The organism is Rheinheimera sp., assembly GCF_037442345.1.
Lineage (GTDB): Bacteria > Pseudomonadota > Gammaproteobacteria > Enterobacterales > Alteromonadaceae > Pararheinheimera.
The window spans coordinates 128,902-141,785 of record NZ_JBBIQL010000011.1; the positions used below are offsets into that span (position 1 = coordinate 128,902).

The 12,884-nt window shown below is 54.8% G+C and carries 12 protein-coding genes; 8 read left to right on the forward strand and 4 right to left on the reverse strand.

Features of this window, described 5'->3' with window-relative positions; translation table 11 throughout:
• Positions 1-5 precede the first annotated feature (5 nt).
• From cysD to WKJ04_RS08680, 6 genes are all read left to right on the forward strand, one after another.
• Positions 6-920, forward strand: coding sequence for a sulfate adenylyltransferase subunit CysD (gene cysD, locus WKJ04_RS08655; protein WP_337880054.1), 915 nt, complete (start codon positions 6-8; stop codon positions 918-920).
• Entirely contained in the window at positions 920-2,332 is a 1,413-nt protein-coding gene (gene cysN, locus WKJ04_RS08660) for a sulfate adenylyltransferase subunit CysN (RefSeq protein WP_337880055.1), read from the forward strand. The genes cysD and cysN overlap by 1 nt, the downstream gene beginning before the upstream one ends.
• Positions 2,332-4,071, forward strand: a complete 1,740-nt coding sequence (locus WKJ04_RS08665; RefSeq protein ID WP_337880056.1) for an SLC13 family permease — start codon at positions 2,332-2,334, stop codon at positions 4,069-4,071. The genes cysN and WKJ04_RS08665 overlap by 1 nt, the downstream gene beginning before the upstream one ends.
• Before the next feature lie 9 nt (positions 4,072-4,080).
• Positions 4,081-4,680 (forward strand): adenylyl-sulfate kinase, encoded by a 600-nt coding sequence (gene cysC, locus WKJ04_RS08670; RefSeq protein WP_337880057.1) that lies wholly within the window; start codon positions 4,081-4,083, stop codon positions 4,678-4,680.
• Positions 4,674-5,444 carry a 3'(2'),5'-bisphosphate nucleotidase CysQ gene (cysQ, locus tag WKJ04_RS08675; RefSeq protein ID WP_337880058.1) on the forward strand — a complete coding sequence of 257 codons (771 nt, stop codon included), beginning with the start codon at positions 4,674-4,676 and terminating at the stop codon, positions 5,442-5,444. Before cysC ends, cysQ begins: the two co-directional genes overlap by 7 nt.
• Positions 5,445-5,535: 91 nt before the next feature.
• Positions 5,536-5,928, forward strand: a complete 393-nt coding sequence (locus WKJ04_RS08680) for a hypothetical protein (protein WP_337841642.1) — start codon at positions 5,536-5,538, stop codon at positions 5,926-5,928.
• On the opposite strand, the gene WKJ04_RS08685 is transcribed toward WKJ04_RS08680, so the two are convergent.
• Both WKJ04_RS08685 and WKJ04_RS08690 read right to left on the reverse strand, forming a co-directional pair.
• The gene (locus WKJ04_RS08685; protein WP_337880059.1) at positions 5,925-6,875 is read right to left on the reverse strand and encodes a lysylphosphatidylglycerol synthase domain-containing protein; all 951 of its coding nucleotides are present in this window, start codon (positions 6,873-6,875) and stop codon (positions 5,925-5,927) included. The genes WKJ04_RS08680 and WKJ04_RS08685 overlap by 4 nt on opposite strands.
• Positions 6,876-7,059: 184 nt before the next feature.
• Positions 7,060-8,406 (reverse strand): sodium-dependent transporter, encoded by a 1,347-nt coding sequence (locus WKJ04_RS08690; RefSeq protein ID WP_337880060.1) that lies wholly within the window; start codon positions 8,404-8,406, stop codon positions 7,060-7,062.
• Between the two features lie 308 nt (positions 8,407-8,714).
• Here WKJ04_RS08690 and WKJ04_RS08695 point away from each other — a divergent pair, with 308 nt between their 5' ends.
• Both WKJ04_RS08695 and rsuA read left to right on the forward strand, forming a co-directional pair.
• Positions 8,715-10,202, forward strand: coding sequence for a thioredoxin-like domain-containing protein (locus WKJ04_RS08695; RefSeq protein ID WP_337880061.1), 1,488 nt, complete (start codon positions 8,715-8,717; stop codon positions 10,200-10,202).
• 60 nt (positions 10,203-10,262) lie between these two features.
• Positions 10,263-10,955 carry a 16S rRNA pseudouridine(516) synthase RsuA gene (gene rsuA, locus WKJ04_RS08700; RefSeq protein WP_337880062.1) on the forward strand — a complete coding sequence of 231 codons (693 nt, stop codon included), beginning with the start codon at positions 10,263-10,265 and terminating at the stop codon, positions 10,953-10,955.
• An 81-nt stretch (positions 10,956-11,036) separates the two neighbouring features.
• On the opposite strand, the gene WKJ04_RS08705 is transcribed toward rsuA, so the two are convergent.
• A complete protein-coding gene (locus WKJ04_RS08705; RefSeq protein ID WP_337880063.1) occupies positions 11,037-12,185 on the reverse strand; it encodes a tyrosine-protein phosphatase in 1,149 nt (382 codons plus the stop codon).
• 21 nt (positions 12,186-12,206) lie between these two features.
• On the reverse strand, positions 12,207-12,884 hold a 678-nt coding region (locus WKJ04_RS08710), incomplete at its 5' end, for a TonB-dependent receptor (protein WP_337880064.1).

The window sequence follows — 12,884 nt, forward strand, 5'->3', positions numbered from 1 at the left end:
TAAGGATGGCAAAGCCTGTGCAGTCCCTGACGCATTTACAACAACTGGAAGCGGAGAGCATTCAGATTTTCCGCGAAGTGGCCGCCGAGTTTGAAAACCCGGTGATGTTGTATTCCATTGGTAAAGATTCCTCGGTGCTGCTGCATCTGGCACGCAAGGCGTTTTATCCGGGGAAAATTCCATTTCCGCTGTTGCATGTGGACACCCGCTGGAAATTCCGCGAGATGTATAAATTCCGTGATGAAGCGGCAAAAAAGTATGGCTTTGACCTGCTGGTGCATATCAATCCGGAAGGCGTAGCCATGGATATGAATCCATTTACCTACGGCAGCTCCAAGCACACCGACGTGATGAAAACCCAGGGCCTGAAGCAGGCACTGGATCACTACAAGTTCGACGCCGCTTTTGGTGGCGCGCGCCGCGATGAAGAAAAATCCCGTGCCAAAGAGCGGGTCTATTCATTCCGTGACCAGCACCACCGCTGGGACCCGAAGAACCAGCGGCCCGAGCTGTGGCATACCTACAATGGCCAGATTAACAAAGGCGAAAGTATCCGGGTGTTCCCGCTGTCGAACTGGACTGAGCTGGATATCTGGCAATACATCTACCAGGAAAACATCGATATAGTGCCACTGTATTTTGCCGCACAACGCCCTGTGGTGGAGCGTGACGGCACCCTGATTATGCTGGACGACGACCGGATGAAACTGAAAGAAGGCGAGCAGGTGCAACAGAAACTGGTGCGTTTCCGCACTCTGGGCTGTTACCCGCTGACCGGTGCCATTGAAAGCACGGCCAGCACCTTGCCGGAAATTATTGAAGAGATGCTGTTGTCGACCTCCAGTGAACGACAAGGCCGGGTGATTGACCACGACTCCAGTGGCTCGATGGAAAAGAAAAAGCGTGAGGGGTATTTCTGATGTCGGTAGCACAAGAACTGGCGCAAATTGGCATTGAGCAGTATTTGCAGAACCAGCAGCACAAATCCCTGCTGAAGTTCCTCACCTGCGGCTCGGTGGATGACGGCAAAAGCACCCTGATAGGCCGGCTGTTGCACGACAGCCAACAAATTTATGAAGATCAGCTGGCCGCTTTGCATAAAGACAGCAAAACCCATGGCACCACAGGCGAAGCCATTGACCTGGCGCTGCTGGTCGACGGTTTGCAGGCCGAGCGTGAGCAGGGCATTACCATTGACGTGGCGTACCGCTACTTCTCCACCGACAAACGCAAATTTATTATCGCCGACACGCCGGGCCACGAGCAGTACACCCGCAATATGGCAACCGGCGCTTCTACCTGCGACCTGGCCATTATTCTGGTGGACGCCCGTTATGGTGTGCAAACCCAAACCCGCCGCCACAGCTTTATCTGCGCGCTTTTGGGCATCAGGCAGTTTATTGTGGCGGTGAATAAAATGGATCTGCTGGGTTTTGACCAGGCCCGCTTTGAGCAAATCCGCCAGGATTACCTGGCTTTTGCCGGCCAGCTGAATGTGCCGGATATTCAGTTTGTGCCACTGTCTGCCCTCAATGGGGATAACGTGGTGCACAAGTCGGCACACAGCCCCTGGTATCAGGGCGAACCTTTGCTGAGCCTGCTGGAGCAGGCCCCTGTGACGGGCGCCAATGTGGCGGCAGAAGCGCGTTTCCCGGTGCAGTATGTCAGTCGGCCTAATCTGGATTTCCGTGGTTTCGCCGGTACTTTAAGCGCAGGCCGACTCAGCGTCGGTGATGAGGTGACCGCGCTGCCGTCCGGTAAAAGTTCACGTATTAAAAGCATTGTCACTTTTGACGGTGAACTGCCGCAGGCCATTGCCGGTCAGGCGGTGACTCTGACGCTGACTGACGAAATTGATATCAGCCGGGGGGATGTGATCGTACCGAAGCAGCACCACGCTCAGTTGTCGAACCGGGTGCTGGCCAAAGTGGTCTGGATGCATGAAGAGCCGCTGAGCATTGGTAAAAGCTACAACATCAAACTGGCCAGCAAAAAAGTCAGCGGCCGGGTCACCGCCATTGCCCACAGCATTGATGTCAACACACTGACTGAACAGACGGTGGACCAGCTGGAGCTGAACAGCATTGCACTGGTGGAAATGGAGCTGACTGAAGCCGTGGTGTTTGACCCGTACAGCCAAAACCGGGATACCGGCGGTTTTATTTTTATTGACCGGCTGAGCAATATCACAGTGGGGGCAGGCCTGGTCGATTCGGCTTTGGCCAGCACCAGTCAGCGTGCCCAGTTTTCTGAGTTTGAGTTAGAGCTGAATGCGCTGATCCGTAAACACTTCCCGCACTGGCAGGCGCTGGACCTGAGCAAGCTGGGCTGATGATGACGCTGGAGCAGTACGCTGTTTTCGCCATGCTGGCCGGCCTTGTTGGCCTGCTGACCTTAACCCGGCTCTCTGCGGCCTGGGTTTTTGGTGCTGTTGCCATTCTGGCGTATCTGACCGACTTGCTGACCGTGCAGCAGTTTGCCGCCAGTTTTACCGATTCGTCCTTGCTGACGCTGGTGCTGTTGTTGCTGGTGTCGGTGGCGCTGGAAAAAACCCGGCTGATCAGCTGGGTCGGCCAGCAACTGACCAAAGGCAGTTTCCGCACTGTACTGGGCCGCCTGTGGCTGTCGACCTCTGTGTTGTCGTCCTTCACGGCCAATACGGCCGTGGTGGCCAGCCTGATTGGGGCCATTAAACGCAGCCAGAAGTTTGCCCCCAGCAAACTGATGTTGCCTATGGCTTTTGCCGCCACTTTTGGCGGCACCCTGACGCTGATTGGCACATCGACCAACCTGGTGGTCAACAGCTTTTTGGATAAGGCCGGTTTACCACTGCTGCAGTTTTTTACCACCACTGGCGTGGCTGCCGGTGTCGTGATTGCTGGGATGCTGATGATTTGGCTGATTGCCGACAAACTGCCGGTCACCGAAAAGCCGGTCGATGAAGCCGACCTGCCTTATTTTCTCGAAGCCCGGTTGGCGGCTGATTCCTGCCTGATTGGCAAATCGGTCAGTGAGGCCGGTCTGCGCCATTTACGTAAACTGTTTCTGGCGGAAATAGTGCGGGAACAAGACAATGTGGCGCCTGTCGGGCCAGACGAACGGCTGCAGTCCGGTGATATTCTGCTGTTTGCCGGTGATATGGAATCGGTGGCTTTATTGCAGGAAATTCAGGGGTTAACCTTATACGGCCATCACAGCATGAACGGCCAGGCCTTGCTGGAAGCCGTGGTCAGTCCCTCTTCGGCTTTGGTGGGCGTGTCGTTAAAAGACAGCCGCTTTCGCGAGGAGTTTGATGCGGTCGTGGTGGCGATAAAACGCGACCAGCAGCGCCTGCAAGGTGGCCTCGGCACCGTAGAGCTGCAGGCTGGCGATACGTTGTTGCTGGTGCCTGGCCGCAGTTTTTTGCAAAACAGCCGGCTTGGTAAAGAGTTTTTGCTGGTCAACGGGGTGGATTCAGCAACGCGCCTGTCGCGTGGCCGCAGTTGGGGAGTATTAAGCGCTTTTGTCGCTGTGATTGGTTTGTCGATGACAGGGGTATTGCCGTTGCTCAAAGGGCTGGTGCTGTTACTGGTTGGGCTGCTGGCCACCCGTATTGTCTCAGTGCAGGAGATCCGCCGCCGGTTCCCAATCGACATCGTACTGATTGTCGGTGGTGCGCTGGTATTGTCGCAGGCAATGGAAAATACCGGCGTCTCGGCGCTGCTTGGCCAGAGTCTGCTGACGCTGTTCTCGGGCCATCATTTGATCTGGGCTTTAATTGCTTTGTATTTTTTCACCTTGCTGCTGACCGAGCTGATGTCGAATAATGCGGCAGCGGCATTGGCCTGCCCGCTGGCGATTAGTCTGGCGAAAGCCTTTGGCATCGACCCTACGCCTTTTATTATGGCGGTGTTGTTTGGTGCCAGTGCCAGCTTTATTTCGCCCTGGGGTTACCAGACTAACCTGCTGGTGTTTACCGTCGGCAATTACCGGCTCAGCCAGTATGTAAAGGTGGGGCTGCCCATGGCGTTGGCCTATTCGGTCGCTGTGCTGACCTTGATCCCTGTGTTTTTCCCCTTTCAGAGCCTGTAAGGAGCCTTTATGTCGAATGTTGTCTGGCAACACTATCAGGTGAGCCGGGTGGAGCGGGAGCAACAAAAGGGTCATCAGGCCGTGGTACTCTGGTTTACTGGTTTAAGTGGGGCAGGCAAATCCACCATTGCCAATGCGCTGGAGCAGGAGCTGGTGCGTCGCGGTATTCACAGCTATTTGCTCGACGGTGACAATGTGCGCCACGGCTTATGTGCCGATTTAGGCTTCTCAGAGGCGGACCGTACCGAAAACCTGCGCCGGGTGGGTGCTGTGGCTGGTTTAATGCTGGACGCTGGCCTGGTGGTGCTCAGTGCCTTTATTTCGCCATACCGGGCTCAGCGCGATAAAATCCGCCAGAGTCTGCCTGAAGGCAAGTTTCTGGAAATTTATGTCGCCACTTCGTTGGATATCTGCGAGCAGCGGGACGTCAAAGGTTTGTATAAAAAGGCACGGCAGGGCGAAATCAGTCACTTTACCGGTATTTCTGACCCTTATGAGGCACCAGAACAGCCAGATTTAGTGCTGGATACAGCCCGGCTTTCGATTGAACAAAGTGTGGCCGCGCTGATTGAGTTGCTGCAACAACAGGGAGTGATCCGCGAATGCTGAAATTGACACAGACGTTACTGGCACAGGTGAAACAGATTGCTGAAGCCGCAGGGCAGGCGATATTGCAGGTCTATCAGCGTGATTTTCAGGTGGAGCAAAAAGACGATGACTCGCCACTGACTGAAGCTGATTTAGCGGCGCATCAGCTGATCCTGGCCCAACTGCAGGCGCTGACGCCGGATGTGCCTGTGTTGTCTGAAGAAGCGGCCGATATCCCCTGGTCAGAACGTCAGCACTGGCAAGAGTACTGGCTGGTGGACCCGCTGGATGGCACCAAAGAGTTTATTAAACGCAATGGCGAGTTTACGGTGAACATTGCGCTGGTGCAGCAAGGGGAGCCTGTATTGGGCGTCATTCATGCCCCTGTGCTGGATAAAACCTATGCGGCCGCTGAAGGTTTGGGCGCCAGTCGCACTCAGCATGGCCTGACCGAAAGCATCTGTACCGCCCTGACCCCTTCGGCCGGTGAGGTGGTGAAAGTGGTGGGCAGCCGCAGCCATCAGACGCCGGAAATTGCGGATTACCTGAGCCGCTTTCCGCAGCATGAGTTGATTGCTGTCGGCAGCTCACTGAAGTTCTGCCTGGTGGCTGAAGGTACAGCTCATCTCTATCCAAGGTTGGGCCCGACCATGTTATGGGACACTGGTGCCGGTCATGTGATTGCGAAGGTTGCCGGGGCCAAAGTGACCTACACAGGTATTGCTAATCCGGCGTACCACAGGGAAAACCTGAAAAACCCGAACTTTTTAGTCAGTGCGCTTTGAGCGCACGGCAATACCAGTGGAGCTGACAAAATAACGCTGTTCTGTCCGCCTGTTCCAGCCGATAATAAGGGCTGAAGGGGCTGAGGTGGTTATGAATGTGTTGACGCGGCTGCATAAAGCGCCGATCCGGGTTCTGCGGATACAACGACGTAAAACGCTGTCGCGTTTTCGTTTCAGTATGATCCGCCTGAGGACAGCATTGGCTCAGGAAACGGATGAGACCCGTCGTATGCTGGTGATTTATCAGCGTTCCTTGCAGGGCAAAGCCACCGAAGCCGAGCTGCGTTTTGCCAACCATCAGTTGGTGGATGTGCTGCGGGCCACCGGCCTTGGCGTCTTTGCGGTGTTACCTTTTGCCCCTATCACTATCCCTATCCTGATTAAACTGGGCCGTAAAATTGGCATAGAAGTGCTGCCAAGTTCGTTCCAGCCCAGGACGGAACGCCCAAAACGAATCAAAGCAGAACCGGATGATGTGGTTTAAGACTCGGTCTTCGTGCCCTTAAACTTTTTCAGCAGTTGGTCCTGCTCGAACCAGACCACAAAAATCAGCGAAATGGCAAAAGGAATAATCAGGTAAAACAGCCGGAATACCAATAAGGCTGCGATCACATCCGCCGGATTCACTTCCGGCAACGCCAGCAGGAACATCACTTCCAGCACCCCTAAACCGCCGGGCGCATGCGACAGCAAGGCTGCAGAAAACGAGGCCAGAAATATCCCCAGTACCATAAAGTAACCAGGGTTACTTTGTTCCGGCAGGGCGTAATAAATAATGGCGGCGGCAGCCAGCAGCTCCAGTGGCGCCACAATCAGCTGACGGCAAATCAATGAAAAACGCGGGTATTCCAGACGAATTTTCCACAAAGCAATGGAACGGCGTTTCATCAGGCTGCCATACAGATACAACACCACCACAAACATCATGGCAGCCCCCAGAGCCTGAGCCAGCCATTGGGGCAGATCTTTATGGAAATGCGAGGGCAGGGTTGGTTCGATCAGCAGAGCCATGCCGCCGAGCAAAATGGTGCCCAGTACAAAGGTAAAGGAACAAAAAGCAACCAGAATACCGACTTCGGCAGGGGTCAGGCCTTGTGACCTGTATGCACGGTACCGTACCACCGCACCGGAAAACACCGATGCACCCAGGTTATGACCTATGGCATAAGCCACAAAGGAAGCCACAGAAATAAAGCGCCAGGACACTTTCTTGCGCAAATGGGATAAAGCCAGCCGATCATAACCCGCCAGAGCGACGTAAGCGGCTACTGTGGCCAGCGCAGACATCAGCCAGCCATGCATGCTGATGGCGTTCAGACTGTCGAGCACATCTTCATAGGAGATGTCCCGGAGCTGGTCTATTAATAAATGAACAGAGAATGCTACCGCGACCAGACCTATGACTGGCCAGAAGTAGTCTTTTTTCGTCATTGTCTATCCCTTGCCAAAGTGGTTCCGCCGCAGCGGCCGCTTTGCTGTGTTTATCCAGCGATGTGCTGGTCTCGTATCGAGCAATTTGCCGTTATATCAGCATTGTGGCTGTCTTTTGGCAAGTAAAACAGCCGGAGCGGACTCTGGCTGCTCAATTCCTACGCTATTTGTGAGGCCAATCCGCTTAGCTGGCCCGAATCATCATAATGGCGACTATCGCAATCAGCACCGGAGACACCACAGCGGCCACCAGCCAGTAGATCTTCTGTATCAGCGCCGGAACTTCACCGGCCAGAATGGTTTTAATCTGTGGCCAGATACGCCAGCCAACAAAGAGAGCGGCAAACATCCCGCCCAGCGGCATCAGCACGTTGGACGCCATAAAATCCATCACGTCAAAAGGGGTTTTGCCAAATATGGTGTAGCTTTCCATACCACCACCAAACGACAAGGCCGCCGGAATGCCTAACAACAGGTAGTTCACCACGGCCACGCTCACAGTGGCCACTTTACGGTCCATGCCATATTCGTCAATCAGGAAGGCCACCACAGGTTCCAGAATGGAAATGGAGGAGGTGACAGCGGCAAACAGCAACAGGCAGAAAAACACCAGCGCCAGCACCTGACCACCGGCCATTTGGGCAAAGAGGGCAGGCATGGTAATAAAGGTCAGGCCAGGGCCAGCACCCGGGTCTACGTCAAAGGCAAAGACTGCAGGCAGAATCATCAGGCCAGCCAAAACAGAGGCCAGCGTCGCTAAACCGGCAATCCATAAACCGGCACTGACCACTTTGGTTTCCGGGCTCAGGTACGAACCATAAGCCACCATTAAACCCGCACCGACCGACAGACTGAATACCGCCAGGCCTAAGGCGTCCAGCACCATTTTAATGCTTAGTTTGCTCCAGTCCGGCGTAATAAAATACATCACGCCTTCCAGCGCGCCGGGCAAGGTCAGACTGCGTACCACCATCACCAGCATCAGCACAAAAAGGGCGGGCATCAGAATTTTACAAATACGTTCAATCCCAGACTGCACACCGGCGATCACCACCAGCGCAGTAATGCCGAGGAACATCGCGGTAAAAATCAGCGAGGAACCAGGGTCAGCAATAAAGCCGGTAAAAATGTTATTCAACTCCGTGGCATCTGTGGTCAGAATATTGCCCTGCAACGCCTGCACTATATAGGCGATGGTCCAGCCACCGACCACGCAGTAGAAGCCGAGCAATAAGAACACCCCAAGTACCGACAGCCAGCCAGCCACATGCCAATACCCTTTCCCCAAGGCACGGTATGCGGAGGTGGCCGATTTTTTCGCGCTGCGGCCAATCATCATTTCGGCCAGCAACATCACCACACCAACAGAAAACACACAGGCCAGATACACCAGCAGGAAAACGCCACCGCCGTTGGCGCCTGCAATGTAAGGGAATTTCCAGATGGCGCCCAAGCCGACGGCGGAGCCGGCTGCGGCCAGAATAAAACCTATACGCGAACCCCAGCTGCCGCGTGATACAGAGTTAGTCATGCTGATCTCATCGTTCTAATTGTAGTTTTGGTCAGTGCCGCCAGCCCGGATGCGCACGGTTCAGCCGACAACTTGTAAGTCTCTATACCCAAAGTCAGCCACGCTGCTTTAAGTCCCATGGGTATACACCTTGGTGCAGCAGCAAGATAGAGTAATTATGCAACCAAATGCAACCAAAAATCCGTGGTCAGGCCGGATTATCTGGTTAAATCCGCTATCTGGTGTGACACCTCCTGTCCAAACACCGAAAGAAATTTTTCATCTTCGCTGTCTATAGTAAAGAGGCAGGTCTGAGGCAGGAGTATCAAATGCGTTTAAAACTAATGGTTTGGGTAATGGTGATGATCGGCAGTTTAACTTTGGGTTTGCAAAAGGCGGCAGCGCGCACCAACAGCGTGGATTTCCCGTCGTCTTTACCCTGGCTCAATGTCAGCCAGCCCCTGAGCATGCAGCAACTGCGCGGCAAAGTGGTACTGTTGGATTTCTGGACCTATGGCTGTGTGAACTGCATTCACGTGATCCCGGACCTGCATAAACTTGAACACAAGTACGGCGACAAGCTGGCGGTGATTTCAGTGCATTCGCCCAAGTTTGACAATGAAAAGCAGCTCAGCACCTTAAGCTCCATTGTGCGTCGTTATGGTATTCAGCACCCGGTGGTGAACGACGTGGATTTTATGTTGTGGCGTCATTATGCCGTGCGGGCCTGGCCAACCTTTGTGTTGATTGCACCGGATGGCAAATATGTGGGACAGACCTCAGGCGAAGGCCGTTACCAGCTGCTGGATGAGGCGGTGGCGCAACTGCTGGCGGAGTACAAAGGCGAGCTGAATACAGAACCATTGCCACTTAAACCGCTGGACCCGCTGAGCACCCCTTTGGCCGCCCCTGGGGCTGTGGCGGTTGATGCGCGTTACATCGCCATCAGCGACACCCTGCACCATCAGCTGGTGCTGCTGGACCATCAGGGCAAGCTGGTCAAGCGTATCGGCAGTGGCATTGCTGAACTCAAAGATGGCCATGCCAGCAGTGCTGCCTTTCATTCACCGCAAGGTTTGGTGCTGACTGACGATGCACTTTATCTGGCCGATACCGGCAACCATGCCATCCGTAAAATTGACTTAAAAACTTTTGATGTCAGTACACTGGCAGGCACCGGAGCGCTGGGAGGCCGTTCAGCCGGCAGTGAAGACCCCCGCAGCATGGCGCTGCGTTCACCCTGGGATTTAGCGCTGGATGGCCGCACCCTGTATATAGCGATGGCAGGCAGCCATCAAATCTGGACCCTGGATTTGGCGCGTAACAGCTTAGAAGCTTATGCCGGCACCGGGCAGGAAGCTTTGCTGGACGGCCGTCGTGATGACGCGGCTTTTAATCAGCCGAGTGGCCTGGCGCTGGCCGCTGGCAAATTGTGGGTGGCCGACGCCGAAGCCAGTGCGGTGCGGCAGATTGATCTGAAATCCAGCAAAGTCAGCACGTTGGTCGGGCAGGGCCTGTTTGAATTTGGCCTGAAAGATGGGGCATTCCGCCGGGCCTTACTGCAACACAACAAAGACGTGGCGGTGCTGGACAGCAACACCCTGGTGGTGGCCGACACTTACAACCACAGGTTACGCCTGCTGCATCTGGACAAAAAGCAGGTCAGCAGTATCAGTCTGAATCCGCCGCTGAATGAACCCGGTTCTGTCGCGGTCTGGCAAGGGGTTATTTATATAGCCGACACCAATAATCACAGGGTGCTGAGCTACAGGCCACAGACGGGTGAACAAAAGGTGCTGAGTATTGCTGTGCCATGACAAGGCTGGAGTTGTGTTTCGCTTCTGGTTAGACTGGAATGCAGAAACAGGAAGCCCATGATGCGATTAGATAAGTTTATTTGTGACTGTACCGGCCTGACCCGCAGTCAGGCTGGCAAACTGATCCGGCAAAGCCTGGTCACAGTGAATGGGACGGCGGTCAAACAACCTGCCCTGCAGCTGAAACCTGAGGATAAAGTCTGTCTGGACGAGCAGGAGCTGCAGCTGATGGGGCCACGCTACATCATGCTGCATAAACCAGCCGGTTATGTCTGCTCCACCGACGACCCGGACCACAACACCGTATTTACCCTGCTCGATGAGCCGCTGACCGAGCGGTTGCATACAGTAGGCCGGCTGGACCTGGACACCACGGGTCTGGTGCTGATCACGGACGATGGCCAGTGGTCCCATAAAATCAGTTCCCCCAAACACCACTGTGCCAAAACTTACCGGGTCTGGCTGGCCGACCCGGTGCCGGAATCGGCCATTGCGCTTTTTGCGGAAGGCGTGATGCTGCGCGGCGAAAAAACGCTGACCAAACCCGCACAGCTGCAAATCATTGAACCTCAGCAGGTGCTGCTGACCATTCATGAAGGCCGTTACCATCAGGTGAAACGCATGTTTGCCGCCATCGGCAACAAGGTCGAAAAGCTGCACCGCGAACGCATTGGTGCTTTGGTGCTGGAGGACAGCCTGGCTGAAGGCGAGTACCGTTTTCTGACCCCAGAAGAGGTGGCTTCGTTTCGTTGAATCGGGTTGCGGGGCTGTCGTGTTAGGTAGGGGCGGGTCTTGACCCGCCCGTCATCTGAGCGCCGTGGTCCCGTGCTGAATTTACACTTTGGTCAGATACAGCGAGCGCAGGGTTTCCAGTGAGGCTGGGGTCAGCCCCAGCTCTTTTTGCAGGTAGTGCTCGACTGAACCATAGTCCTGGTCAATTTGCTGGAAAAACGCCGTGATTAACGCCGGGTCTGTGCCCATCATCACTTGGATCACTTCGGGTTTTAACTGGCGGAACATTTGGGTATGAGGCGATTGCTCTTTAGCACCGCCACTGGCCATTTTTTTCAGCGCCTGCATGCCAAAGTCGTAGGTTTGTTCCGACAGTGCATAGTCGGCGACCACCACATCACGGGGCACCCCCAGAGCGGACAGAATCAGTGCTGACGCCATGCCGGTGCGGTCTTTGCCTGCTGAGCAGTTCACCGCCAGCGGCGCTTTGCCAGCCAGCAGCTGGGCAAACATCTGTTTAAACTGACCGGCATAGCTGGTGACACCTTTGCGGTAAAAACCACTGAACATCTGCAGTGCCTGCTCACGGTTCTGCACCTGGGCCAGGGCTTTGCCAAACTCGGCGTTCATCATTTGCGCCATCGAGTAGTCTTTCACCAGCATTTGCGCTTCTGGGGCAAACTCTTTGTACAGGGTAGGCTCGTCAGTGCGCTCTTCGTTGGAGCGGAAGTCACAGAAGGTGCGAATACCAAGCGCACTCAGGTACTGGTAATCCGCGCCGGTCAGGTCGCTCATGCTGCCGGAGCGGAACAGCTTGCCCCAGACCACAGCCCGGCCGTCGGCGCCTTTATAACCACCCAAATCGCGGAAGTTCACACCGCCCTGTAATGGTAATACACGTTCCGCCACCCAATAGCCCTCCTGCTGCTGCGGTTTAATAAACACATACTGGCGCTGCGCATCTTTTGCAGGCAACAGGTAACTGTTGCCATTCAGCTTTTCTGCAACCAGTTCCATCTTGGACTGATCCGGGCTGCTGGCACGGTACAAAGTGACCGGGCCCAGGCTGGCAGACCAACTGACCAGCACACTTTGCGGTAACAGGGCTTTATCCTGTTTAACCATGACCGCCCCCGCGGATTGCAGGATGCGCTCATTACCGGTCTGGAAATCGCTGCTGGCCGCCAGCAGGCTGAAGCTGAAACCCGAAACTGCGACCAGCAGAGTTTTAGTGATTGTATTGATGTTCATACGTATTCCTTCAAAAAGACCTTAAAAACTGACTTTGACGCCGGCCATGTAACGACGGCCAAAACCTTCCACTTCAATAGGGCGGCTGGCATCGCCTTCGAACCGTTCGCCACCTTCATCGGTGATGTTGTTCAGGTCGGCATACACGGAAACCTGGTCGGTCAGCTGGTAACGCACTGACAAATCCACTCTTTTGCTGTCCTGCCAGTAAATGTCGCCTGTGGCCTCATAGGAGATATCGTCCAGCCACTGGTCGCGCCATTGGTAATTCACCCGTACCGACCAGCCATAGTTTTCATAGAAAAAGGTGCTGTTCATCACGCGGTCTGAGGTGCCGGGTAAGGCCACTTTGCGCCCGTCTGGTGTGGCGAATTCGCTGTCCAGCAAGGCATAGTTAAACTGCATACCAAAACCCTGCAGGCTTTCTGGCAGGAAATCCCAAGGCTGAATGTAGGTCAGCTCCAGGCCGGTTAAGTGGCCGCTGCCACCGTTCAGCGTGGTGCTGTAGTCATAGCCTGAGCGGTCGATGCCGTCGGTATCAAAACGGCTGTCGCCAACAGTGGTCACTGAGCTGAACAGCACATGGTCCAGTTCACGGTGGAACAGGTTTACTGAAGCCAAAGAGGCGTCGGCGAAGTACCATTCCAGGGATGATGGGATGGACACCTCACTGTAAACGGCGTCGTGATGCGCCATAGT

Bases quoted from the DNA above. Each gene is read 5' to 3' on its own strand.
- cysD (WP_337880054.1), top strand. From the start codon at position 6: ATGGCAAAGCCTGTGCAGTCCCTGACGCATTTACAACAACTGGAAGCG.
- cysN (WP_337880055.1), top strand. From the start codon at position 920: ATGTCGGTAGCACAAGAACTGGCGCAAATTGGCATTGAGCAGTATTTG.
- WKJ04_RS08665 (WP_337880056.1), top strand. From the start codon at position 2,332: ATGATGACGCTGGAGCAGTACGCTGTTTTCGCCATGCTGGCCGGCCTT.
- cysC (WP_337880057.1), top strand. From the start codon at position 4,081: ATGTCGAATGTTGTCTGGCAACACTATCAGGTGAGCCGGGTGGAGCGG.
- cysQ (WP_337880058.1), top strand. From the start codon at position 4,674: ATGCTGAAATTGACACAGACGTTACTGGCACAGGTGAAACAGATTGCT.
- WKJ04_RS08680 (WP_337841642.1), top strand. From the start codon at position 5,536: ATGAATGTGTTGACGCGGCTGCATAAAGCGCCGATCCGGGTTCTGCGG.
- WKJ04_RS08685 (WP_337880059.1), bottom strand. From the start codon at position 6,875: ATGACGAAAAAAGACTACTTCTGGCCAGTCATAGGTCTGGTCGCGGTA.
- WKJ04_RS08690 (WP_337880060.1), bottom strand. From the start codon at position 8,406: ATGACTAACTCTGTATCACGCGGCAGCTGGGGTTCGCGTATAGGTTTT.
- WKJ04_RS08695 (WP_337880061.1), top strand. From the start codon at position 8,715: ATGCGTTTAAAACTAATGGTTTGGGTAATGGTGATGATCGGCAGTTTA.
- rsuA (WP_337880062.1), top strand. From the start codon at position 10,263: ATGCGATTAGATAAGTTTATTTGTGACTGTACCGGCCTGACCCGCAGT.
- WKJ04_RS08705 (WP_337880063.1), bottom strand. From the start codon at position 12,185: ATGAACATCAATACAATCACTAAAACTCTGCTGGTCGCAGTTTCGGGT.